The 21,656-nt window shown below is 67.1% G+C and carries 16 protein-coding genes and 3 pseudogenes; 11 read left to right on the top strand and 8 right to left on the bottom strand.

Going from position 1 to position 21,656, the window contains the following annotated elements; genetic code table 11:
- Positions 1-27: 27 nt before the first annotated feature.
- Together QZM72_RS04150 and QZM72_RS04145 are read right to left on the bottom strand one after the other, a co-directional pair.
- Positions 28-789, bottom strand: a pseudogene (locus tag QZM72_RS04150) (LysR family transcriptional regulator); the annotation flags it as partial.
- 309 nt (positions 790-1,098) lie between these two features.
- Positions 1,099-1,887: an IclR family transcriptional regulator gene (locus QZM72_RS04145; protein ID WP_179233545.1), complete on the bottom strand. Its 789-nt coding sequence runs from the start codon at positions 1,885-1,887 to the stop codon at positions 1,099-1,101.
- Positions 1,888-2,114: 227 nt separating this feature from the next.
- Here QZM72_RS04145 and pcaF point away from each other — a divergent pair, with 227 nt between their 5' ends.
- Positions 2,115-3,317, top strand: coding sequence for a 3-oxoadipyl-CoA thiolase (gene pcaF, locus QZM72_RS04140; RefSeq protein WP_301737272.1), 1,203 nt, complete (start codon positions 2,115-2,117; stop codon positions 3,315-3,317).
- Between the two features lie 398 nt (positions 3,318-3,715).
- On the opposite strand, the pseudogene QZM72_RS35570 reads toward pcaF, so the two are convergent.
- Positions 3,716-3,847: pseudogene (locus QZM72_RS35570) on the bottom strand (SAM-dependent methyltransferase); the annotation flags it as partial.
- 310 nt (positions 3,848-4,157) lie between these two features.
- Here QZM72_RS35570 and QZM72_RS04130 point away from each other — a divergent pair.
- Complete coding sequence (locus QZM72_RS04130; protein ID WP_301737270.1) at positions 4,158-5,702, top strand: PAS domain-containing methyl-accepting chemotaxis protein; 1,545 nt, start codon at positions 4,158-4,160, stop codon at positions 5,700-5,702.
- Between the two features lie 406 nt (positions 5,703-6,108).
- Complete coding sequence (locus QZM72_RS04125) at positions 6,109-7,653, top strand: PAS domain-containing methyl-accepting chemotaxis protein (protein ID WP_301737269.1); 1,545 nt, start codon at positions 6,109-6,111, stop codon at positions 7,651-7,653.
- A gap of 114 nt (positions 7,654-7,767) precedes the next feature.
- Here the strand turns inward: QZM72_RS04125 and gabD are convergent, their stop codons facing one another.
- Positions 7,768-9,237, bottom strand: coding sequence for an NADP-dependent succinate-semialdehyde dehydrogenase (gabD, locus tag QZM72_RS04120; RefSeq protein WP_301737268.1), 1,470 nt, complete (start codon positions 9,235-9,237; stop codon positions 7,768-7,770).
- Between the two features lie 90 nt (positions 9,238-9,327).
- On the bottom strand, positions 9,328-10,611 hold the full coding sequence (locus tag QZM72_RS04115; RefSeq protein ID WP_089470924.1) for a 4-aminobutyrate--2-oxoglutarate transaminase: 1,284 nt from the start codon (positions 10,609-10,611) through the stop codon (positions 9,328-9,330).
- 126 nt (positions 10,612-10,737) lie between these two features.
- Between QZM72_RS04115 and QZM72_RS04110 the strand changes: the two genes are divergently transcribed.
- The 4 genes and pseudogenes from QZM72_RS04110 (at position 10,738) to QZM72_RS04095 (ending at position 15,111) form a co-directional block, all read left to right on the top strand.
- On the top strand, positions 10,738-12,246 hold the full coding sequence (locus tag QZM72_RS04110; RefSeq protein ID WP_089470693.1) for a PLP-dependent aminotransferase family protein: 1,509 nt from the start codon (positions 10,738-10,740) through the stop codon (positions 12,244-12,246).
- Between the two features lie 142 nt (positions 12,247-12,388).
- Positions 12,389-13,453, top strand: a complete 1,065-nt coding sequence (gene selD, locus QZM72_RS04105) for a selenide, water dikinase SelD (protein ID WP_089470923.1) — start codon at positions 12,389-12,391, stop codon at positions 13,451-13,453.
- Between the two features lie 81 nt (positions 13,454-13,534).
- Positions 13,535-13,711, top strand: a pseudogene (locus QZM72_RS04100) (lysine transporter LysE); the annotation flags it as partial.
- Between the two features lie 320 nt (positions 13,712-14,031).
- Positions 14,032-15,111 carry a purine nucleoside permease gene (locus QZM72_RS04095; RefSeq protein ID WP_089470692.1) on the top strand — a complete coding sequence of 360 codons (1,080 nt, stop codon included), beginning with the start codon at positions 14,032-14,034 and terminating at the stop codon, positions 15,109-15,111.
- 230 nt (positions 15,112-15,341) lie between these two features.
- On the opposite strand, the gene QZM72_RS04090 is transcribed toward QZM72_RS04095, so the two are convergent.
- Both QZM72_RS04090 and QZM72_RS04085 read right to left on the bottom strand, forming a co-directional pair.
- Positions 15,342-15,635 (bottom strand): DUF4148 domain-containing protein, encoded by a 294-nt coding sequence (locus QZM72_RS04090; RefSeq protein ID WP_089470691.1) that lies wholly within the window; start codon positions 15,633-15,635, stop codon positions 15,342-15,344.
- A gap of 384 nt (positions 15,636-16,019) precedes the next feature.
- Entirely contained in the window at positions 16,020-16,706 is a 687-nt protein-coding gene (locus QZM72_RS04085; RefSeq protein ID WP_089470690.1) for a response regulator transcription factor, read from the bottom strand.
- A gap of 328 nt (positions 16,707-17,034) precedes the next feature.
- Between QZM72_RS04085 and QZM72_RS04080 the strand changes: the two genes are divergently transcribed.
- Together QZM72_RS04080 and QZM72_RS04075 are read left to right on the top strand one after the other, a co-directional pair.
- Positions 17,035-17,352 carry an H-NS family nucleoid-associated regulatory protein gene (locus QZM72_RS04080; RefSeq protein WP_089470689.1) on the top strand — a complete coding sequence of 106 codons (318 nt, stop codon included), beginning with the start codon at positions 17,035-17,037 and terminating at the stop codon, positions 17,350-17,352.
- Positions 17,353-17,635: 283 nt separating this feature from the next.
- Positions 17,636-18,343 (top strand): hypothetical protein, encoded by a 708-nt coding sequence (locus QZM72_RS04075; protein ID WP_144030167.1) that lies wholly within the window; start codon positions 17,636-17,638, stop codon positions 18,341-18,343.
- A 16-nt stretch (positions 18,344-18,359) separates the two neighbouring features.
- Here the strand turns inward: QZM72_RS04075 and ceoR are convergent, their stop codons facing one another.
- The gene (gene ceoR, locus QZM72_RS04070) at positions 18,360-19,364 is read right to left on the bottom strand and encodes a putative multidrug efflux transcriptional regulator CeoR (RefSeq protein WP_089470687.1); all 1,005 of its coding nucleotides are present in this window, start codon (positions 19,362-19,364) and stop codon (positions 18,360-18,362) included.
- 174 nt (positions 19,365-19,538) lie between these two features.
- Here ceoR and QZM72_RS04065 point away from each other — a divergent pair, with 174 nt between their 5' ends.
- Together QZM72_RS04065 and ceoA are read left to right on the top strand one after the other, a co-directional pair.
- The gene (locus QZM72_RS04065) at positions 19,539-20,399 is read left to right on the top strand and encodes an alpha/beta hydrolase (protein WP_089470686.1); all 861 of its coding nucleotides are present in this window, start codon (positions 19,539-19,541) and stop codon (positions 20,397-20,399) included.
- 32 nt (positions 20,400-20,431) lie between these two features.
- Positions 20,432-21,649, top strand: a complete 1,218-nt coding sequence (gene ceoA, locus QZM72_RS04060; protein WP_089470685.1) for a multidrug efflux RND transporter periplasmic adaptor subunit CeoA — start codon at positions 20,432-20,434, stop codon at positions 21,647-21,649.
- Positions 21,650-21,656 lie beyond the last annotated feature (7 nt).

The raw sequence follows: 21,656 nt of genomic DNA, 5'->3' as shown, positions 1-21,656 counted from the left end.
CGCGAGCGGCGACGCGGCCGTGTGCGCTTACCGCCCGCGCACCACTCTCAGGTACGACGCGAGCATCGTCGCGAGTTCCTGCGCGGCCGGCGTCAGCGGCACGGCCGCGCGCTGCAGCAGGCAAATGTCCTGCGATTCCGCAAGCTCGCGCACGGGCACCTTCACGAGCGCGCCGGCGAACGGCCCGTGCCGCGTGATGGCTTCGGTTTCGAGCGCGAGGGAATCGGTCTGCGTGACGATCCGCAGCGTCTCGAACATCCCTTCGACGGTCGCGAGAATCGTCGGCGGCGGCTGGCCGTGCGCGTCGAAGTACGCGAGCAGCCGGTTGACGACCGGATCGGCGCTCAGGTTCGGCGAGCGCGTCAACACCCATCCATAGTCGGCCAGCTCCGCGAGCGATTGCGCATGCATCGCCGGATGCCCGTTGCGGCAGACGACCACCGGCGCCGACGTGCGTAGCGGCGTGACCGCGAGATCGGTCGTGTCGGTCCGCTTCGCGACCAGCGCGATCGCGAAATCGATCGCGCTTTCGCGCAGCCAGCCGATCATCATCCGCGACGTGCCGGTGCGCAGGTGCACGTCGACCTTGTCGAAGTGCGCGCGGCACGCGGTCAGTACAGGCGCGAACGCGTCGATCAGCGGCTCGGTCACGAGGCCGAGCGTGACGGTGCCTTCGTAGGCGCCGCTCAACTGACGGATTTCCCGCTCGACCTGCTCGCATTCGCCGAGGATTGAACCGGAACGCGCGAGCAGCCGCTGGCCGACCGCCGTCGGCACGATCCCGCGATCCGCTTCGTGACGGCCGGCGCGCCGCTCGGCCGTGTGGCGGGCACGGTGCCGGTGCGCCACGGGATGCTGCTGGGCGCGTGAGCGGCGCGGCGAGCCCCTGTCCGAACGGCGCCCCGCAATTTTCGTTCTCGTCAAATTGACCGGGCGTGGCCGCGCCCCTAAATTGGTCGATGCGGAGCGCACCCCGCGTTCCGTGAGAAGGACGTTTCAAGCAGAGTCAGAGTTGAGCGGGCGGCGAATGCCTCCCGTCTTTTTATCCGCGCGATCCGCGCATGACCGTCGGGCCGACCCCGCGAGCGAAGTCGCCGCTCACCCGCGCCGCGCCACCAGTTCCGAGACCGTCTGCGCGGCCTGCTGCAGCGGCCCGAGAAACTCCTTCACCATCTGCTTCGCGGTATGCCGCTGCGCGTTGCCGCTGATGTTCATCGCGGCGATGATCTGCCCGCGCCGATTGCGGATCGGCGCCGACAGCGACATCAGCCCCACTTCGAGTTCCTGGTCGACCACGGCCCAGCCCTGCTGGCGCGCCTGCGCGATCGCCGCCTTCAGCTCGCCGAGGTCGGTGATCGTGCGCGGCGTATGCGCGCGGATGCCGCTCTGCGCGAGCGTTTCGTCGAGCGCCGCGTCGTCGAGTGCGGACAGCAGCACGCGGCCCATCGACGTGCAGTACGCGGGCAGCCGGCTGCCGATCGACAGGTTGATCGTCATGATCTTGCGGGTCGGCACGCGCAGCACGTAGACGATCTCGGTGCGGTCGAGCACCGCGGCCGAGCAGCTTTCGTGGATCTGCGCGGACAGTTGCTCCATCACCGGATCGGCGAGATTCCAGAACGGCATCGACGTCAGATACGCGAAGCCGAGCTCGAGAATCTTCGGCGTGAGCCTGAACAGCCGGCCGTCGGCCTCGACGTAGCCGAGCGTCTGCAGCGTGAGCAGGATCCGGCGTGCGCCCGCGCGCGTGAGGCCGGTGGCCGACGCGACCTCGGTGAGCGTCTGCTCAGGGCGCGTCGCGTCGAACGCGCGGATCACCGCGAGGCCGCGCGCGAACGACTGCACATAGGAGTCGCCGGGTTTCGTTTGAATATCGTCGGTTGTCATGAGCGCCTGGAATGTCGTGCAGCCGAGAAGATAGCGCATGGGGCCCGACACGCCAACCGCCCGGCGGACCGCGCGCTTGACAGGTCGTCCCTGCACTCCCTATGATGCGTTGAACGTTCGATACACGATCTTATGTTCGTATATAGAACATTTAAGCGCATCCCGGCGGGCAATGCAAGGGGCGCGCCCTGTTCATTTCCCAGCCTTCCAAGGGACCGGAGACACTGATGACCGAAGCTTTTCTGTGTGATGCGATCCGTACGCCGATCGGGCGTTACGGCGGTGCACTGTCCGGCGTGCGCGCCGACGATCTGGGCGCGGTGCCGCTCAAGGCGCTCGTCGAGCGCAACCGCGACGTCGACTGGACGGCAATCGATGACGTGATCTACGGCTGCGCGAACCAGGCCGGCGAGGACAACCGCAACGTCGCGCGCATGTCGGCGCTGCTCGCGGGCTTGCCGGAAAGCGTGCCGGGTTCGACGATCAACCGCCTGTGCGGGTCGGGAATGGATGCGGTCGGCGTGGCCGCGCGCGCGATCAAGTCGGGCGAGGCCGCGCTGATGGTCGCGGGCGGCGTCGAGAGCATGACGCGCGCGCCGTTCGTGATGGGCAAGGCCGCGAGCGCGTTCGCACGCCAGGCCGACATCTACGACACGACGATCGGCTGGCGCTTCGTCAATCCGCTGATGAAACAACTGCACGGTGTCGATTCGATGCCGGAAACCGCCGAGAACGTCGCGGTCGATTACCACATCAGCCGCGCGGATCAGGACCTGTTCGCGCTGCGCAGCCAGCAGAAGGCCGCGCGCGCGCAGCAGGACGGCACGCTCGCCGAAGAAATCGTGCCGGTCACGATTGCGCAGAAGAAGGGCGATCCGCTGGTCGTGTCGCGCGACGAGCATCCGCGCGAGACGTCGCTCGAGACGCTCGCGAAGCTGAAGGGCGTCGTGCGCCCGGACGGCTCGGTCACGGCCGGCAACGCGTCGGGTGTGAACGACGGCGCCGCCGCGCTGCTGCTCGCGAACGAGGCCACCGCGAAGCGCTTCGGCCTGACGCCGCGCGCCCGCGTGCTGGGGATCGCGACGGCCGGCGTCGCGCCGCGCGTGATGGGCATCGGCCCCGCGCCGGCCACGCAGAAGCTGCTCGCGCGGCTCGGGATGACGATCGACCAGTTCGACGTGATCGAGCTGAACGAAGCGTTCGCGTCGCAAGGTCTCGCGGTGCTGCGCATGCTCGGCGTCGCCGACGACGATCCTCGCGTGAACCCGAACGGCGGTGCGATCGCGCTTGGCCATCCGCTCGGCGCATCGGGTGCGCGCCTCGTGACCACCGCGATGTACCAGTTGCATCGCACGAACGGCCGCTTTGCGCTGTGCACGATGTGCATCGGCGTCGGCCAGGGCATCGCGATCGCGATCGAACGCGTGTGAGCGGCGTGATGCGGTGAAGCGGCCGGATACGCGCCGCTTTACCGCTGCGCTGTTTTCGCCACGAAGGGCGGCACGAGATGTCTCGTGCCGCCCTTCGTCGTTCACCGGCTTGCGACGGTTGCCGGAGCGCGCCGTCATCCGCGTGCCGGCCGTCAGGCCGTCGGCCCTTCCAGATGAATATCCTCGGGCTCGAGCGCGTAAAGCTCGGGATCGGGCGACGGGTTGACCGTGAAGCCGAGCCGCAGGTAGAAGTCGATCGTGCGCCGCGACGGCGTGGCCGATACGTACAGCCGCGCGGCGCCCATCGCGCGCGCCAGCGGGCGGGCCGACAGCGCGTCGCGTTCGGCGGCGGTGCGGCGCGGCATGCCTTCGGGCGGCACCATGCGATAGCCGTCCGGTTCGCGTTCTTCCGGAAACGGCATCGAGCCGCCGTTGCGAAAGAATGCAGCCTGATCGCCTTCATGGCTGTCTTGCGCAACCGTCGCCGTATTCCGGGACAGCCGATTCAGTCCGTGCCATGTCTTTTTCATCGGATTCGAATTCCGGTGGAACGGGGCAGGATAAGCCGATCGTTTCGCCGCACGCAACGGCCGCTGGCATTACCAATGTCGTGTTGTGCTTCGTGACGGACAGATAACGTGCGCGGGGATTATCGCCGGATTATTTGATCTAAATCATGGCAATGACCGGAGTGCCCGTTTTATTCGTTTTGAAATTAAGGTTTGCCGGTGAATTGCCGACAGCAAGGACGAGAGGGTCGTAAAGCGAACAACCGTTTTTCGGCTACTGAGCGCGAATTCAGCGCGGCGCGGACGACAGATCCGCCTTTCGGAGCCTTGCATGCGCAACAACCAGCCCGTTACCCAACAGGAATTCGATTTTCCCGACGACGTCACGCTGATGTCGACGACCGATGCCGACAGCATCATCACCTACGCAAACACGACGTTCGCGCAGGTGAGCGGCTTCTCGACCGAGGAGCTCGTCGGCCAGCCGCACAACGTGGTGCGTCACCCGGACATGCCGAAGGAGGCGTTCGCCGACATGTGGGCGACGCTCAAGGGCGGCGAGCCGTGGACCGCGCTCGTGAAGAACCGCCGCAAGAACGGCGACCACTACTGGGTGCGTGCGAACGCGATTCCGGTGATGCGCGACGGCGCGCCGCACGGCTACATGTCGGTGCGCACGAAGGCGCCGCACGACGAGAGCAAAGCCGCGGACGCGCTGTATCGCGCGTTCCGCGACGGCAAGGCCGGCCAGCGCCGGTTCCACAAGGGGCTCGTCATTCGCACCGGGCTGCTGCGGATCGCTTCGCTGCCGCAGACGATGTCGGTGCGTGCACGCGTTCATTCGGCGCTGTGCGTGCTGGCGCCGGCGGTCGTCGGTGCGGGTTGGGCTTGCGGGCTCAGCGGCGGCGAGCTCGCGGCGTTTGCCGGCGTGACGGCCGGCGTGGCGGCCGCGGCCGGCTGGTGGCTCGACGCGCAGATCGTGCAACCGCTGAAGCGGCTGCACGAGCAGGCGCTGCACGTCGCGACCGGCGAGAGCCGGCGCGGCGTGCGGATGGACCGCGTCGACGAGATCGGCATGACGCTGCGCACGATCAACCAGCTCGGGCTGATGTTCCGCTGGCTCGTCGACGACGTCAGCGAGCAGGTTCACAACGTGCAGCGCGCGAGCAACGAGATCGCGCAGGGCAACAGCGACCTGAGCGCGCGTACCGAACAGGCCGCGTCGAGCGTGCAGCAGACGGCCGCGTCGATGGCCGAGATGACGGCGACCGTATCGAGCAATGCGGAAACGGCGCTGCAGGCGAATCAGTTGTCGGTGTCCGCGAGCGAGGCGGCCGGGCGCGGCGGGCAGGCGGTGAGCGAAGTCGTCACGACGATGAGCGAGATCACCGACAGCTCGCGCAGGATCGCCGACATCATCGGCGTGATCGACGGCATCGCGTTCCAGACCAACATCCTCGCGTTGAACGCGGCCGTCGAGGCGGCGCGCGCGGGCGAACAGGGGCGCGGCTTCGCGGTGGTGGCCGGCGAAGTGCGGGCGCTCGCGCAGCGCAGCGCGAACGCGGCGAAGGAAATCAAGACGCTGATCGGCGCGAGCGTCGAACGCGTCGAGTCGGGCGTGCGGATCGTCGATGGCGCGGGCAAGACGATGGAGGACATCGTCGCGCAGGTGAAGCGCGTGTCGGATCTGATCGCGGAGATCAGCTCGTCGACGGCCGAGCAGAGCACGGGTGTTGCGCAGGTCGACCAGGCGGTCGTGCATCTGGACAACATCACGCAGCAGAACGCGGCGCTCGTCGAGCAGAGCACGGCGGCGTCGGAAAGCCTGAAGCAGCAGGCGACGCGGCTCGTGGATGCGGTGAACGTGTTCAGGTGAGGGTTGCAAGCGTGCGCGACGGGCGGATTCGATCAACGACTCCGGAACGTCGCGCACGGCACATGTTCAGATTGTCGAATTCAATCGAATGACGTCAAACACGTCGTATCGACGACATTGGCGTTGCGCGTTCAATCGGGCCGAACGCATTACGTCGAATGGTCGGACGAATGGCCGTCAGGTCGTCGTACGGGCATGCATTCCGGTTTATCCATAAACAAAGCATTCGGCAAAAACGCGATGATGCCTGTTTAATGCATATTTACCCGGGTGGGGCATAAGGTTTTCGCCGAATTTGCCGACAGTGCAGGAGCCTGACTCACACGCATGCGATTCGATCGCCATGCGCGGCGTCTCGAATCAATCGACGAGCGGACGCAAGATCCGCCACCCGGAGTTCCACACCATGCGCAACAACCAGCCTGTCACGCAACGCGAATTCGAATTTGCCGATGATGCGACGCTGATGTCGACGACCGACGTCGACAGCCACATCACGTACGCGAACGCGGCGTTCATCCAGGTCAGCGGCTTTTCTCCCGAGGAGATCGAAGGCCAGCCGCACAACGTGGTGCGGCATCCGGACATGCCGAAGGAAGCGTTCGCCGACATGTGGGCGACGCTCAAGGGCGGCGAGCCGTGGACCGCGCTCGTGAAGAATCGCCGCAAGAACGGCGATCACTACTGGGTGCGTGCGAACGCGATTCCGGTGATGCGCAACGGGCAGCCGAAGGGCTACATGTCGGTGCGCACGAAGGCGACGCGCGACGAGATCGCGGCCGCCGAGGCGCTGTATCGCGATTTCCGCGAAGGCAAGGCCGGCAGCCGCCGGTTCCACAAGGGATTGATCGTCCGCACGGGCGCGATGCGCGTCGCGTCGCTGTTCCAGACGATGTCGGTGCGGGCCCGGCTGGTGTCGACGCTGTGCGTGCTCGCGCCGGCCGTCATCGGCGCCGGCTGGGCGGCCGGGTTGACCGGCGGCGGGCTCGCGGCGTTCGCCGGTGCGGCGGTCGGCGTGACGGCGGCCGCCGGGCTGTGGCTCGACGCGCAGATCGTGCGGCCGCTTGGGCAACTGCGCGACGAGGCGTTGCGCGTGGCGACCGGCGAAAGCCGCAGCGGCGTGCGGATGAACCGCGTCGACGAGATCGGCATGACGCTGCGCACGATCAACCAGCTCGGGCTGATGTTCCGCTGGCTCGTCGACGACGTCAGCGAGCAGGTGCTGAACGTGCAGCGCGCGAGCAACGAGATCGCGCAGGGCAACAGCGACCTGAGCGCGCGCACCGAGCAGGCGTCGACGAGCGTGCAGCAGACGGCCGCGTCGATGGCCGAGATGACGGCGACCGTGTCGAGCAATGCGGAAACGGCGCTGCAGGCGAATCAGTTGTCCGTTTCCGCGAGCGAGGCGGCCGGGCGCGGCGGGCAGGCGGTGAGCGAAGTCGTCGCGACGATGAACGACATCACCGACAGCTCGCGCAAGATCGCGGACATCATCGGCGTGATCGACGGCATCGCGTTCCAGACCAATATCCTCGCGCTGAACGCGGCTGTCGAGGCGGCGCGCGCGGGCGATCAAGGGCGCGGCTTCGCGGTGGTGGCCGGCGAAGTGCGGGCGCTCGCGCAGCGCAGCGCGAACGCGGCGAAGGAAATCAAGACGCTGATCGGCGCGAGCGTCGAGCGGGTCGAGTCGGGCGCGCGGATCGTCGATGGCGCGGGCAAGACGATGGAGGAGATCGTCACGCAGGTGAAGCGTGTGTCGGACCTGATCGCGGAGATCAGCTCGTCGACGGCCGAGCAGAGCACGGGCGTCGCGCAGGTCGACCAGGCGGTCGTGCATCTGGACAACATCACGCAACAGAACGCGGCGCTCGTCGAGCAGAGCACGGCGGCGTCGGAGAGCCTGAAGCAGCAGGCGACGCGGTTGGTGGAGGCGGTGAACGTGTTCCGCTGATCGCGGCAGGGGAAGGTGACGCGGGCGCGACGGAGAGGGTGCCGGCCCGCGTCGGGCCGCCCGGTTCCGGCCGGGCGGCCAGGGCCTGTCGCCGAGGCGGCAGGCCCCGAACCGTCAGACGGCCAGGCAGAGGTACTTGATCACGACGTAGTCGTCGATGCCGTAGTGCGAGCCTTCGCGGCCGAGGCCCGACTGCTTGACGCCGCCGAACGGCGCGACTTCGTTCGAGATCAGGCCCGTGTTCACGCCGACCATCCCGTATTCGAGCGCTTCGGCCACCTTCCACACGCGGCCGATGTCGCGGCTGTAGAAGTACGCGGCGAGGCCGAACTCGGTGTCGTTCGCGAGGCGGATCACCTCGTCGTCGCTGCCGAACTTGAACAGCGGCGCGAGCGGCCCGAACGTCTCTTCCTTCGCGACCTTCATCGCCGGCGTGACGCCCGTCAGCACGGTCGGCTCGAAGAAGCCGTGGCCGAGCGCATGGCGCTTGCCGCCCGTCACGACGGTCGCGCCCTTCGCGAGCGCGTCCTCGATGTGCGCCTCGACCTTCAGCACGGCCGCTTCGTTGATCAGCGGGCCCTGCGTGACGCCCGGTTCCGTGCCGCGGCCGACCTTCAACTGGCCGACGGCCGCCGCGAGCTTCTGCGCGAACTGGTCGTACACGGCTTCGTGCACGTAGAAGCGGTTCGTGCACACGCACGTCTGGCCGCTGTTGCGGTACTTCGACGCGATCGCGCCCTGCACGGCCGCATCGAGATCGGCATCGTCGAACACGATGAACGGCGCGTTGCCGCCAAGCTCCAGCGACACCTTCTTGACCGTCGCCGCGCATTGCGACATCAGCAGACGGCCGACCGGCGTCGAGCCGGTGAACGACAGCTTGCGCACGATCGGGTTCGACGTCAGTTCGCCGCCGATCGCCTTCGGGTCGCCCGTGACGACGCTGAACACGCCGGCCGGCACGCCCGCGCGCTCGGCCAGCACGGCCATCGCGAGCGCCGAGAACGGCGTCGCTTCGGCCGGCTTCACGACGATCGGGCAGCCCGCGGCGAGCGCCGGGCCGACCTTGCGGGTAATCATCGCCGCCGGGAAGTTCCACGGCGTGATCGCCGCGCACACGCCGATTGCTTCCTTCGTCACGACGATGCGCTTGTCGCTCGCCGGCGTCGGGATCGTGTCGCCGTACACGCGCTTGCCTTCTTCCGCGAACCACTCGAGGAACGACGCCGCGTAGCCGATCTCGCCCTTCGCCTCGGCCAGCGACTTGCCCTGCTCGGTCGTCAGGATCAGCGCGAGATCGTCGGCGTTCTCCATCATCAGGTCGTGCCACTTGCGCAGGATCGCCGCGCGTTCCTTCGCGGTCTTCTTGCGCCACGCCGGCCATGCGGCGTTCGCGGCTTCGATCGCGTGACGCGTCTCGGCCGTGCCCATTGCCGGCACGGTGCCGAGCAGGCCGCCGGTCGCCGGGTTGCGGACGTCGAACGTCTCGCCGTTCGACGCGCGTTGCCATTCGCCGTCGATGTACGCCTGCTGGCGGAACAGCGACGGATCTTTCAGTGCCAGGGTTTCCTGAACGGTGCTCATATGAATCGCCTGCTTTGAAAAGGACGGAAGAAAACGGCCGCCGCCGTCTTCACGACGGCGGCGGCGCATTCAGTGGAAGGGAACGGGCACTCAGGCCGGCACGCCGACCGTTTCCTTCAGCACTTCCTCGAGGATCACGAGCGCTTCGTCGAACACGGCTTGCGGGATCGTCAGCGGGAACAGGAAGCGCACGACGTTCGAGTACACGCCGCACACGAGCAGCAGCAGGCCGCGCTCGAGCGCACGCGTCTGCACGCGCTTCGTGAATTCGGCATCCGGCTCGCCCGAACCCGGCTTCAGGAATTCGACCGCGATCATCGCGCCCGGGCCGCGCACGTCGGCGATCTGCGGCACGTCGGCCTGCAGCGCGTTCAGCTTCGCCTTCAGCACGTCGCCGAGCTGCGTCGCGCGCTCGCACAGCTTTTCTTCGTCGATGATCTCGAGCACCGCGTGCGCCGATGCGACGGCCAGCGGGTTGCCCGCGTAGGTGCCGCCGAGGCCGCCGGGCGCCGCCGCGTCCATCAGGTCCGCACGGCCGACGACGCCCGACAGCGGCATGCCGCCCGCGAGGCTCTTCGCCATCGTGATCAGGTCGGCCAGCACGTCGTAGTGCTGCATCGCGAACAGCTTGCCGGTGCGCGCGAAGCCCGTCTGGACTTCGTCGGCGATCAGCAGGATGCCGTGCTCGTTACAGATCTTGCGCAGCGCGCGCACGAATTCGGCCGGCGCCGCGTAGAAGCCGCCTTCGCCCTGGACCGGTTCGAAGATGATCGCGGCGACGCGCTTCGGATCGATGTCGGCCTTGAACAGCATCTCGATCGCCTTGATCGAGTCGGCCGTCGTCACGCCGTGCACCGCGTTCGGGTACGGCGCGTGGAACACGTCGCCCGGGAACGGGCCGAAGTTCAGCTTGTACGGCGCGACCTTGCCGGTCAGCGCCATGCCCATCATCGTGCGGCCGTGGAAGCCGCCCGAGAATGCGATCACGCCCGGACGGCCGGTTGCCGCGCGCGCGATCTTGATCGCGTTTTCGACGGCTTCCGCGCCGGTCGTGAAGAACGCCGTCTTTTTCGGGAAGTCGCCCGGCGCGCGCGCGTTGATCTTCTCGGCCAGCTCGACGTACGACGCGTACGGGACGATCTGGTAAGCGGTGTGCGTGAAGTGGTTCAGCTGATCGGCGATCGCCTTGACGATCTTCGGGTGGCGGTGACCCGTGTTCAGCACCGCGATACCGGCGGCGAAATCGATGAAGCGGCGGCCTTCGACGTCCCACAGCTCCGCGTTCTCGGCGCGGGCTGCGTAGAAATCGCACATCACGCCGACGCCGCGCGGGGTGGCGGCGTTCTTGCGGGCCTGCAGGTCGGCATTCTTCACGGTCATCTCCTTGATGTTCTGTCCGGTGGGATAAAAAACGGCCGCGTTGGCAGCCCATGGAGGCGACTATAATCACATTTGGCTCTGGCAATCAGAGCCATTTCAATAAATATTCAGGAGCCAATCATGCGCGCGAGCGTGTTGTCGGACTGGCTGGCGCAGCGCCTCGTGCGCGGCGGCGAACAGCCGATCTACCGGCAGCTGCACCGGCTGCTGCAACAGGCAATCCTGTCGCGCGAACTGCCGGCCGGTACGCGCGTGCCGTCGTCGCGGCTGCTGGCCGCCGAGCTCGGGATCGCGCGCAACACGGTCACGCAGGTTTACGAACAGCTTGCGCTCGAAGGCTACGTGAACTCGGCGACGGGCCGCGGCACGTTCGTCGCCGACAGCGCGCCGGACGAGATCGTCGGCGCACCGCCCGACGCGGCGGCCGGCCCGGCCGTCGCGACGCCGTCCGCGCGGCGGCTGTCCGCGCGCGGCACGCGGCTCGTCGAAGGCGCCGGCGTGTCGAAGCGGCAGGGCGGCGCGTTCATGCCGGGCGTGCCCGATGTGTCGCGCTTTCCGGCGCGCGTGTGGACGCGGCTGCACAACAAGTACTGGCGGCGCTTGCGCCCGGACCTGCTGACCTACGCGCCCGGCGGCGGCCTCGCGCTGCTGCGCGAGGCGCTGGCCGACTACCTGCGCACGTCGCGCTCGGTGCGCTGCACGCCCGAGCAGATCGTGATCACGACCGGCATCCACCAGTCGATCGACCTCGCGGTGCGCCTGCTGACCGACCCGGGCGACGCGATCTGGACCGAGGATCCGTGCTACTGGGGCGTGCGCAGCGTGCTGAACGTGTCGGGGCTCACCACGCGGCCGATTCCGGTCGACGACGAAGGCATCGCGCCGTCGGCCGCCGATCTGGCCGAGCCGCCGAAGCTGATGCTCGTCACGCCGTCGCACCAGTATCCGCTCGGGATGGTGATGAGCCTCGCGCGGCGGCGGATGCTGCTCGAATACGCGCGCCAGCACGGCTGCTGGATCATCGAGGACGACTACGACAGCGAATTCCGCTACGGCAGCCGGCCGCTCGCGTCGCTGCAGGGCCTCGACACGGCCGGGCAGGTGATCTACGTCGGCAGTTTCGGCAAGACGCTGTTCCCGGGGCTGCGGGTCGGCTACCTGGTCGCGCCGGAGCCGCTCGCGGAAAGCTTCGCGACCGCGAGCGCCGAGCTGTATCGCGAAGGGCAGTTGCTGCAGCAGGCGGTGCTCGCCGAATTCATCGCGGAAGGGCATTTCGTGTCGCATATCCGCAAGATGCGCACGCTGTACGGGCAGCGCCGCGAGGTGCTGCTCGACGCGGTCGCGCGGCGCTACGGCGATACGCTGCACGCGCTCGGCAGCGACGCGGGGCTGCACCTGGTCACGCGATTGCCCGATGGCGTCGACGATCGCGCGCTCGCGCAGGCCGCGCTGGAGCGCAACATCGTCGTGCGGCCGCTGTCCGGGTATTACGCGGATCGCTCGCGCGCCGCATCGGGCTTGCTGCTCGGCTATGCGTGCGTGCCGGAAGACGAGATCGGGACCGCGTTCGCGACCCTCGCCGAGGCGATCGACGAGCGGGCGTTCGGCGGGGCCGTCGCGCTGGCTTGACGCGCGAGCACTGCAATATCGGCTGGTTGCGATTCCGTCAAAGGCCGGTCGAAGCGCGATTCTTGCCGCAACGTGCGGCGCATCGGGCGCGCTCGCGCCGAATTGTCGATAATAGAAGGTTGTTATTTACCGGATGCCGACGATGACCGAAGCCACCCAAGCCCAGCCTGCCGTTCCGCGCCTCACGAGCCTGTCGCACGGGGGCGGCTGCGGCTGCAAGATCGCGCCGGGCGTGCTGTCCGAACTGCTCAAGCGCGCGACGCCGCCCGCGCTGTTCCCCGATCTGCTGGTCGGCACCGAGACGTCCGACGACGCGGCCGTCTACCGGCTCAACGACGAGCAGGCGATCGTCGCCACCACCGATTTCTTCATGCCGATCGTCGACGATCCGTTCGACTTCGGCCGTATCGCAGCCACCAATGCGCTGTCCGACGTCTATGCGATGGGCGGCAAGCCGATCCTCGCGCTCGCGCTGGTCGGCATGCCGATCAACGTGCTGCCGCACGAGACGATCGCGGCCGTGCTGCGCGGCGGCGAATCGGTGTGCGCGGAGGCCGGCATTCCGGTCGCGGGCGGCCATTCGATCGATTCCGTCGAGCCGATCTACGGGCTCGCGGCGATCGGCGTCGTGCATCCATCGCGCGTGAAGCGCAACGCGGCCGCGCGCGCGGGCGACGTGCTCGTGCTCGGCAAGCCGCTCGGCGTCGGCGTGCTGTCGGCCGCGCTGAAGAAGAACCAGCTCGATGCCGACGGGTACGCGCAGATGGTTGCGACCACCACCCAGCTCAACCGGCCGGGCGCCGAACTCGCCGCGCTGCCGGGCGTGCACGCGCTGACCGACGTCACGGGCTTCGGGCTGCTCGGCCATACGCTCGAACTGGCGCGCGGCGCCAATCTCACCGCGCGCGTGCACTACGCGTCGCTGCCGTGGCTCGCGGGCGTCGAGACGTTCGTTGCGGACGGCGTGTTCACCGGCGCGTCGGGTCGCAACTGGGCCGCGTACGGCGCCGACGTGCGGCTCGCCGACGGGCTGCCGCCCGTCGCGCAGGCGTTGCTGACCGATCCGCAGACGTCGGGCGGGCTGCTGGTCGCGTGTGCACCCGAGGCCGTCGATGACGTGCTCGCCTGCTTCCGCGCCGACGGTTTCGACCGCGCGGCCGTGATCGGCGAGATGGTGGACGGGCCGTCGCGCGTCGACGTCGCCTGATTTCGGATACACACGCCCGATCGTTTCGACGTCGCTGGAATCGGTGTCTTCCATCGACGATATCGATGCCATCGACGACTGATGAACGACTTCCTGTTCGGGCTGATGATCGCGCTGTCGGTCGGGCCCGTCGCACTGATGATCGCGAACTACGGCATGCGCGCCGGCACGGCGACCGGCGTGCGCGCGGCGATCGGCGTGGCCGCTGCCGACGGTTGCTATGCGGTCGTCGCGTTTACGATCGGTGCGATCGGCACTTCGTGAAATCGCCGGGTGGCTCGCGGCGAGCCATGTGGTCGCCGCACTCGTCGTGCTCGGTTACGGCGTCGCGGGCCTGATGCGCGTGTAGTGCGGGGAGAAGCGGCCGACGTCGCTCGTTGCGACGAACCCGATAGCATTCCTGATGTTTGCAACGCCGCGACGAACACGCGTTTTCCATCACGCAACATGCACCCGTTCGCGCGAAACACGGCCAGCCGTTTCGTAGTCGGGTTCCGCATCGCGCACGCCCGTTCTATACTCGTCGCGCAGTCTCCGACAGCCGTTCTCACTCAACATCATCGAAACAAGGAACACCGATGCTGACTCGCTCCATCCTTTCCGCCGCCGCCTTCTCGCTCGCCGCCTGTGCGACCGCGCCGTCGATCGCGCAGGACAACCAGGGCAACGATGCAGGCAACGCCGCATTCGCCGAGACCGGCTCGCATGGCCGCCCGGTCAAGGTCATGATCATCACGATGTTCGGCCCGGAAGGCCACGCGTGGCTCGACCGGCTCGGCCCGTGGCGCGACATCACCGTGCCGGGCCTGTCGCCCGACTATCCGGCCGTCCACTGCAACAAGCAGGACGTATGCGTGGTGACGACCGGCATGGGCTATGCGAATGCATCGGCGACGATCATGGCTCTCACGTTCTCGCAGCGCTTCGATCTGCGCCGCACGTATTTCCTGGTCTCGGGCATCGCGGGCGTCGATCCTGCACAGGGCACGGTCGGCTCGGCCGCGTGGTCGAAATACCTCGTCGATTTCAGTCTGCAGTGGGAGCTCGATGCACGCGAGATTCCGGCCGGGTGGAACACCGGCTTTCTCGGTATCAACACGAAGAGCCCGAACGACAAGCCGCCGCTCGACTATCGCACCGAAGTGTTCCAGCTCAACCCGCAGTTGACCGATGCCGCGTATGCGTTGTCGCGCAACGTCGTGCTCGCCGACAGCGCACAGGCGCAGGCCGCGCGCGCGAAGTTCACGTACGCGCCGGCGAACCGGCCGCCGACGGTGATTCAGTGCGACACGTCATCGGGCAACACGTGGTTCTCGGGCACGCTGATCGGCGAGCGCGCGCGCCAGTGGACCAAGATCCTGACGGACGGCAAGGGCACCTACTGCATGACCGCGCAGGAAGACAACGCGACGTTCGAAGCGCTCAAGCGCGCGGCGAGCGTGAAGCGCGTCGACCTGGCGCGCGTCGCCGTGCTGCGCACGGGGTCCGACTTCGACCGGCCGTATGCAGGGCAGACGAGCGCCGACAACCTGCTGAACTATGCGGATCAAGGCGGCTTCGCACCGGCGACCGAAAACCTGTACCGCGCGGGCAATCCGCTGGTGCAGGACATCGTCACGCACTGGGGCGAATGGCGTGATGGGGTGCCGCGTCGCTGATCGCCGCAGGACGGTATCGGCGACGCGTCGGCGCGAGCCTCAATGCGATTGCGGCCCGGAACGGAACGGTGTCCACACCGGCGTGGTGTCGTCCCATTGATCGAGCGACGAAGGAAGTTGATCGTTCATCATGTGCTCCTGTAACTCTGTAACTAACTGAGTCGGCAACTCGTCGATAAATGCGTTCGAGACGCCGCGCACGGGGCAACCCGCTGCGCGGCGTCGCGCGTTTACCGACCCCCGCCGGCGAGCTGGTTGCCTTCCGGGATCGGGCGATACGGGCCTTGTGCGAGTTCGAGCCCCTGCGGATACGAGGTCGCCTTGCGCAGATACGCGAGCGTGCCGTCCTTGCGCGCTTGCTCGACTTCCGCGCTCACTTCGGCGCGCGTACGCGGGCCGTTGTGCTGCGCGTACCACGACGTGTTGGCGTAGCCGCCGGCGGGCGCGGTGCCCGAATCGGCGAAAGCGGGAGCGGACACGGCGAGCGTGAGGGCAAGGACCGAGAGAAGATGGCGGCGGTTCATGGCGTAACTCCTAGAGATGTCGGAGCTGGCGCCCGAGCGCTGACTCCGGTCCCGCCAGGCGGGATCTGTTCGATGCGCAACGAGGTGCGCGACAGGGTTTACTCTAGGTATCCGTTCCGTCGCGATAAATGCGGCAGACGCGAATTGAATTGTCGCTGTACTGGAACAATTGGAATCCGCACACGCAGTGAGGACATGCGCGCAGCCTTGCCTGGCGCGGCTGACAGCGGGATACGGCGGGTCGGACGGCGCGCGCCGCGGCGATCGGTGCGAGTGCAGCAATAGTCCTTTGCGCACGATGGCAGGATGCCGCGGCGCGTGCCGGGCGTCGCGCGTCGTGCCGACGGGCACGGCCGGCTACGCCGTCCGACGGTGGAGGGCGGGTCAGATCGCTTCGAGCCGGTAGCCCAGCGTATAGACCGCGCTGAGGCGTACGCCGTTCGACGGCTGCAGCGCGAGCTTCATGCGCAGCCGGTAGATATGCGTGTCGAGGCTGCGCGACACGCCTGCCATGTCGCGCCCCCAGAGCGACCGAATCAGCGTATCGCGCGGCATGATGCGCCCGGGATTGCGAAACAGCAGCACGGCGAGATCGAACTCGCGCGGCGTCAGCTTGACCGGCACGCCGTTCAACATCGCGGTGCGCGTCGTCGTGTCGATCGCGTAGCTGCCGAGATTGAGCACGTTGTGCCGGCTGTTGCCGCCGTGATAGGCGCGCCTGAGCAATGCATTGCTCCGTGCCAGCAATTCGAACCGGTTGATCGGCTTCACCATGTAGTCGTCCGCCCCCGCGTTCATCGCGGAGAAGATCTCGTCCTCGCGCATGCGGTTGGTCAGAAAAAGGATGGGCAGGCGGCCGCCGATGCGTTCGCGTGTCCACTGAAGCACCTCGAATCCGGACATGCCGGGCACCAGCCAGTCGAGAATCAGCAGGTCGACCACCGAACTCTCAAGGTGGCGAATGGCCTGGTTGCCGTTACTCACCGCATGCACGCGATAGCCGGCCATTTCCAGGATCGAGGCGATCAATTCGACATAGGCGGGATCATCCTCGAGATAGAGGACGTTCATATGCGTACTCCTTCGATGTTGACCGGAGCGATCGGGCCGTGTCGTGCATCCAGGCGGGAATGGATGATTCGACGCGGCGCGCGACGATCGGCAGCACCTAATTTGCCGCGATATGCGCGTCGATGCGTTGGAAAAATTGTCAACGATTTTGAACGTTGGAAATGCGCGAATGTAGAGCAATGACTCAATTTTCGATGGATAGATGAAGGGAGTTCGAGGCCGGTTTTTGTTGACAAACGTTGTCAATGTGCGCGAACCACGCGATTACGCTTGATCGTGTCGGCAGCCGGTCGACGCAACGACGGGAACGAACGATTCGGGAGTGGGCATGTTGATTTACAAGTCCTATGTGGAAAAAAAGGCACTCCTCGAGACGCAACTGGAGCGGGAGCGTCTCGCCATAGCGGCGACGGTCCTGCTCGAGGTACGGCGTTGCGTCGAGGAGTTCGGTTTCACACCGAACGAGATTTTTCCCGGCGACGGCGGCACACACGCAAGAAAGCGTCGCGCGAAATACTTCAATCCGGACACCGGGCAAACGTGGTCAGGCGTGGGCCGCGAGCCGACGTGGTTGCGGGGGCAGGATCGAAGCCGGTTCGCGATCGATGCACCGGCGAGCGATTCGAATCAATCTGAGCATTCCTGACGATGTGATGCGCGGCGAACGCGTGCATGGGTACGGGCGACGTGACGACGCGGACGCTTCGCGAGCGTCCGCCTCCGTGGTACGCCGGCCATCCGCGGTGCAACCCGCAGTGCATCCGCTTGCTGACGCGATCGCCCCGATGAACTCGCGCGGGGCGGCATGCTGTTCCAAATGGTACCGGTTCCATTTGGCGATATTACATTTTCATTGTGACATTTAGTGGAACGGACCAATCTCATGCCGACAGCGGGGTGCGAGATGGGTCGGCAACGGGGAAATTCGCATGAACGATGCAATGGACGATCGCCACCGCGTGGGGCTGTGGCTCGAGCCCGTGTGCATGGGTATCGGCGTGACGCACGACACGCTCGAGATGTGTATTTCATCGCTGAGCGTGATTTTCGGCTACCGGAACGAGACGTTCGGCATCGAGTCGCTGGCCGATGCGATCGCCGCATGGGCGCCCGCGCTCATCGTGCTGGAATCGGCCGGCGGGGCGGAGCATGAGGTGGCGTGTGCGCTTCAGGCGCTGCAATTGCCGCTTGCCATCGTCAAGCCGCATCAGGCGCGGGAGTGGCTCCCGGATTCGGCGACGCTACCGCTCGACGGAAAAGGGGCGCGAGCGCGCCTCCTAGCGGCGCTCGCCGATGCGCTGGACCGGCATCCGTCGGGCGGGCGCCTCGTCGAGCCGCTGTCCGATCCGCAGCTGGCGCACGTGCAGGCGCTGGTTCAGCGGCGACGTCAACTGGCGCGCATGCACATCGCGGAATATCAACTGCTGACGTTGTGTCATGCGAGCGTGCGCACGGGCATCGTGCAGACGATCGCATTCCTGAAACACCAGATCGCGGTGATCGATCGCCATTGCGCGCGGCATGTGGACACGCAGCGCGTCGCGTTCGCGCGGCTGCTGGCGCACGAGGTGCGGCCCGGCCGCGTTGCGCGTCACGCGCAGGTCGGTGCGTTCATCCGCAACTGGCGGGCGAAGTGACGCGGCGACGCCCCATTCAGGCGACCCACTCGTTGATGACCGGCGTATCGAGCACCGGCGCGCGTTCGGCTTCCTCGAACGTGCGCTTGCTGCACGTCGCATCGAGGCTGCCCTTGCCGCTCAGCAACGGGCAACGGTCGAACACCTCGGCGATCCAGTCGACGAACACGCGTACCTTCGGCGACAGATGGCGGCTGTGCGGATACACGACCGAGATCGGCATCGGCAGCGGCTTGACGCCGGGCAGCACTTCCTTGAGCCGGCCTTCGCGCAGGTGCGGCAGCACCATGAACAGCGGCGGCTGGATCAACCCGAAGCCCTCGATCCCGCACGTCACGTACGCGTCCGCGTCGTTCACCGACACGATGCCCTCCATCTTCATCTCGACTTCCTTGCCTTCGATCAGGAAGGTCCAGTCGATCGTGCGGCCGGTGCGGCTCGAGAAGTAGTTGACGGCCTTGTGCTGGCCGAGATCGTCGATCGTCTGCGGCTCGCCGTGGTGCTCGAGATAGTCGGGCGACGCGACCGTCACGCATTCGAACAGGCCGACGCGGCGTGCGACGAGCGACGAGTCCTGCAGCGCGCCGACGCGGATCACGCAGTCGACGCCTTCCTGCAGCAGGTCGACAGGCCGGTCGGACAGGCCGAGTTGCAGGTCGATGTCCGGATAACGCGTATGGAATTCGCACAGCGACGGAATCACGAGCAGCCGCCCGATCGAGCCCGGCATGTCGATACGCAACTTTCCGTGCGGCTTCCGGTTGTTGGCCTGGAAGCTCGCTTCGGTTTCCTCGACGTCCGCGAGGATTCGCACGCAGCGTTCGTAGTACGCGGCGCCGTCCGGCGTGAGCGAGAGCCGGCGCGTGGTCCGGTGCATCAGCCGCACGCCGAGGAAGGCTTCGAGATTCTGGATGATCGTCGTGACGGACGCCCGCGGTAACCCGAGCGTTTCTGCTGCCTTGGTGAAGCTGCTTGTATCGACGACGCGAGTAAATACCTGCATGGCCTGAAGCCGGTCCATCACAACCTCCGCAATTTAATTTGCCGCCGGAACAAGAAGGCTGCGCTACCTCGTGGGTAAACGCAGCCTCGGATTGTTCGGGGGCGTTGAATTGTGTTGCCGGATTATAGGCATTTATCCCAATGTCTGCCGGACCCAGAATTCGTTCCATCTCGAAATGGACGCTGCATCGTCATGGACGCTTCTGAATTCAGCAAATTCCTGAAAGCCGCGCTGCCCGCGCAAGCCATAGCGGGCGCGGGGCTGACGGTTGCCGAAGTGGAAATTCCCGGCTACGCACAGGACATCGTGCTGCGCCTCTACCGCCGCCCGGACAAGACCGGGTTGCCAGTAGTGCTTTATTTCCACGGCGGCGGCTTCGTCCGCGGTTCGCTCGAAGACGCGGATTTCGCCGCGCGCTTTTTAGCAGAACGCTTACCAGCGCTCGTAGTGTCGGTCGATTATTCGCTCGCGCCGGCCTTTCCTTTTCCGGCCGCGCCGGAGGATGCGTATCGCGCCGCCGTGTGGGCCGCGACGCGCGCCCGCGCGTTCGGCGGCAACCCGAAGAAGATCGGCGTCGCCGGGCATGACGCGGGCGGCCAGCTCGCGAACTGTCTCGCCTTCATCGCCCGCGACCGCGGCGAAGTGTCGATCGCCGCGCAGGCGCTGTTCGGGCCGATGCTCGACCCGAGCATGACGCGCATCGGCGACGCCGAGCGCCTCGCGTCCGACATCACCGCGCGCGAATGCGCGGCCTGCTACCGCGCGTATCTGCCGCAGGCGGCGCAGCGCATGCACCCGTACGCGGCGCCGATCGAATCGGTGCGCCTCGCGGGGCTGCCGCCGACGCTCGTCGTCACCGCGCAGAACGACGTGCTGCACGTCGAGGCGGAGAAATATGCGGGCTGCCTGATCTCGTCGGGCGTGCTCACGCAGGTGATCCGCTACCCGGACATCACGCACGCCGCGCTCGCCACGCACGAAGCCGCGTTCGAGGAAGCCGTGCGCTTCTTCCAGTGCCGCTTCCAGGCGCGCCAGCCGAACCGTTCCGAATAACCAGAACCAATCCACGCTTACTGGAGATCCACATGGCCATCCTACGCACCTCCCGTTCCCGAATCGCGACCGCGGCGATCGTCACGCTCGCCGTCGTCGGCCTCGGCACGTTCGGCGCGATGCGCGTGAACGCGAACGCCCCCGAGAAAGCGGCGGCGCCGCTGCCCGAAGTCGACGTCGCGACCGTCGTGCCGCAGACCGTGACCGACTGGCAAAGCTATTCGGGCCGCCTCGAGGCGGTCGAGAAAGTCGACGTGCGCCCGCAGGTGTCGGGCACGATCGTCGCGGTGAACTTCAAGGACGGCGCGCTCGTGAAGAAGGGCGACGTGCTGTTCGTGATCGACCCGCGCCCGTACCAGGCGGAAGTCGACCGCGCGGCCGCGCAGCTGGCGGCCGCGCAGGCGCGCAACGGCTATGCGCAGACCGACTGGCAGCGCGCGCAGCGGCTGATCGGCGACAACGCGATCGCGAAGCGCGACTACGACGAAAAGCAGAACGCGGCGCGCGAAGCGAGCGCGAACCTGAAGGCGGCCGAAGCCGCGCTGGAGACGGCGCGCATCAACCTCGGCTATACGCGCATCACGGCGCCGGTATCGGGCCGCGTGTCGCGCGCGGAAATCACGCTCGGCAACGTCGTGTCGGCCGGCGCATCGGCCGCGCCGCTGACGACGCTGGTGTCGGTGTCGCCGATCTACGCGTCGTTCGACGCGGACGAGCAGACCTACCTGCAATACATCAACGGCGCGCGCAGCGGCCGCAAGGTGCCGGTCGAGCTGGGCCTCGCGAACGAAACCGGCTACTCGCGCAGCGGCGAGATCGATTCGGTCGACAACCGGCTCGACACGTCGTCGGGCACGATCCGCGTGCGCGCACGCTTCGACAATGCGGACGGCATGCTCGTCCCGGGCCTCTACGCACGCGTGAAGGTGGGCGGCAGCGCGCCGCACGAGGCGCTGCTCGTCGACGACGCGGCGATCAACACCGACCAGGACAAGAAGTTCGTGTTCGTCGTCGATCAGCAGGGCCGCGTGTCGTATCGCGAAGTGCAGCCGGGGATGCAGCACGGCAACCGGCGCGTGATCGTGAGCGGCCTTGCCGCCGGCGACCGCGTGGTCGTGAACGGCACGCAGCGCGTGCGCCCCGGCGAGCAGGTGAAGCCGCACATGGTCCCGATGACGGGCGGCGACGAGCCGTCCGCGCCGCTCGCGAGCAACGCGAAGCCGGCCGCACCGGCGAAGGCGGATTCGTAAGCGGCGC

The organism is Burkholderia sp. AU45388 (assembly GCF_030481585.1).
GTDB lineage: Bacteria > Pseudomonadota > Gammaproteobacteria > Burkholderiales > Burkholderiaceae > Burkholderia > Burkholderia sola.
The sequence above is the reverse complement of the archived record's forward strand: the minus strand, read 5'-3'. Positions and strand labels throughout refer to the sequence as shown.

What these genes read in the sequence shown, in the direction of transcription:
- QZM72_RS04145 (WP_179233545.1), bottom strand. Translation starts at nt 1,887, where the DNA reads ATGACAACCGACGATATTCAAACGAAACCCGGCGACTCCTATGTGCAG.
- pcaF (WP_301737272.1), top strand. Translation starts at nt 2,115, where the DNA reads ATGACCGAAGCTTTTCTGTGTGATGCGATCCGTACGCCGATCGGGCGT.
- QZM72_RS04130 (WP_301737270.1), top strand. Translation starts at nt 4,158, where the DNA reads ATGCGCAACAACCAGCCCGTTACCCAACAGGAATTCGATTTTCCCGAC.
- QZM72_RS04125 (WP_301737269.1), top strand. Translation starts at nt 6,109, where the DNA reads ATGCGCAACAACCAGCCTGTCACGCAACGCGAATTCGAATTTGCCGAT.
- gabD (WP_301737268.1), bottom strand. Translation starts at nt 9,237, where the DNA reads ATGAGCACCGTTCAGGAAACCCTGGCACTGAAAGATCCGTCGCTGTTC.
- QZM72_RS04110 (WP_089470693.1), top strand. Translation starts at nt 10,738, where the DNA reads ATGCGCGCGAGCGTGTTGTCGGACTGGCTGGCGCAGCGCCTCGTGCGC.
- selD (WP_089470923.1), top strand. Translation starts at nt 12,389, where the DNA reads ATGACCGAAGCCACCCAAGCCCAGCCTGCCGTTCCGCGCCTCACGAGC.
- QZM72_RS04095 (WP_089470692.1), top strand. Translation starts at nt 14,032, where the DNA reads ATGCTGACTCGCTCCATCCTTTCCGCCGCCGCCTTCTCGCTCGCCGCC.
- QZM72_RS04090 (WP_089470691.1), bottom strand. Translation starts at nt 15,635, where the DNA reads ATGAACCGCCGCCATCTTCTCTCGGTCCTTGCCCTCACGCTCGCCGTG.
- QZM72_RS04085 (WP_089470690.1), bottom strand. Translation starts at nt 16,706, where the DNA reads ATGAACGTCCTCTATCTCGAGGATGATCCCGCCTATGTCGAATTGATC.
- QZM72_RS04080 (WP_089470689.1), top strand. Translation starts at nt 17,035, where the DNA reads ATGTTGATTTACAAGTCCTATGTGGAAAAAAAGGCACTCCTCGAGACG.
- QZM72_RS04075 (WP_144030167.1), top strand. Translation starts at nt 17,636, where the DNA reads ATGAACGATGCAATGGACGATCGCCACCGCGTGGGGCTGTGGCTCGAG.
- ceoR (WP_089470687.1), bottom strand. Translation starts at nt 19,364, where the DNA reads ATGGACCGGCTTCAGGCCATGCAGGTATTTACTCGCGTCGTCGATACA.
- QZM72_RS04065 (WP_089470686.1), top strand. Translation starts at nt 19,539, where the DNA reads ATGGACGCTTCTGAATTCAGCAAATTCCTGAAAGCCGCGCTGCCCGCG.
- ceoA (WP_089470685.1), top strand. Translation starts at nt 20,432, where the DNA reads ATGGCCATCCTACGCACCTCCCGTTCCCGAATCGCGACCGCGGCGATC.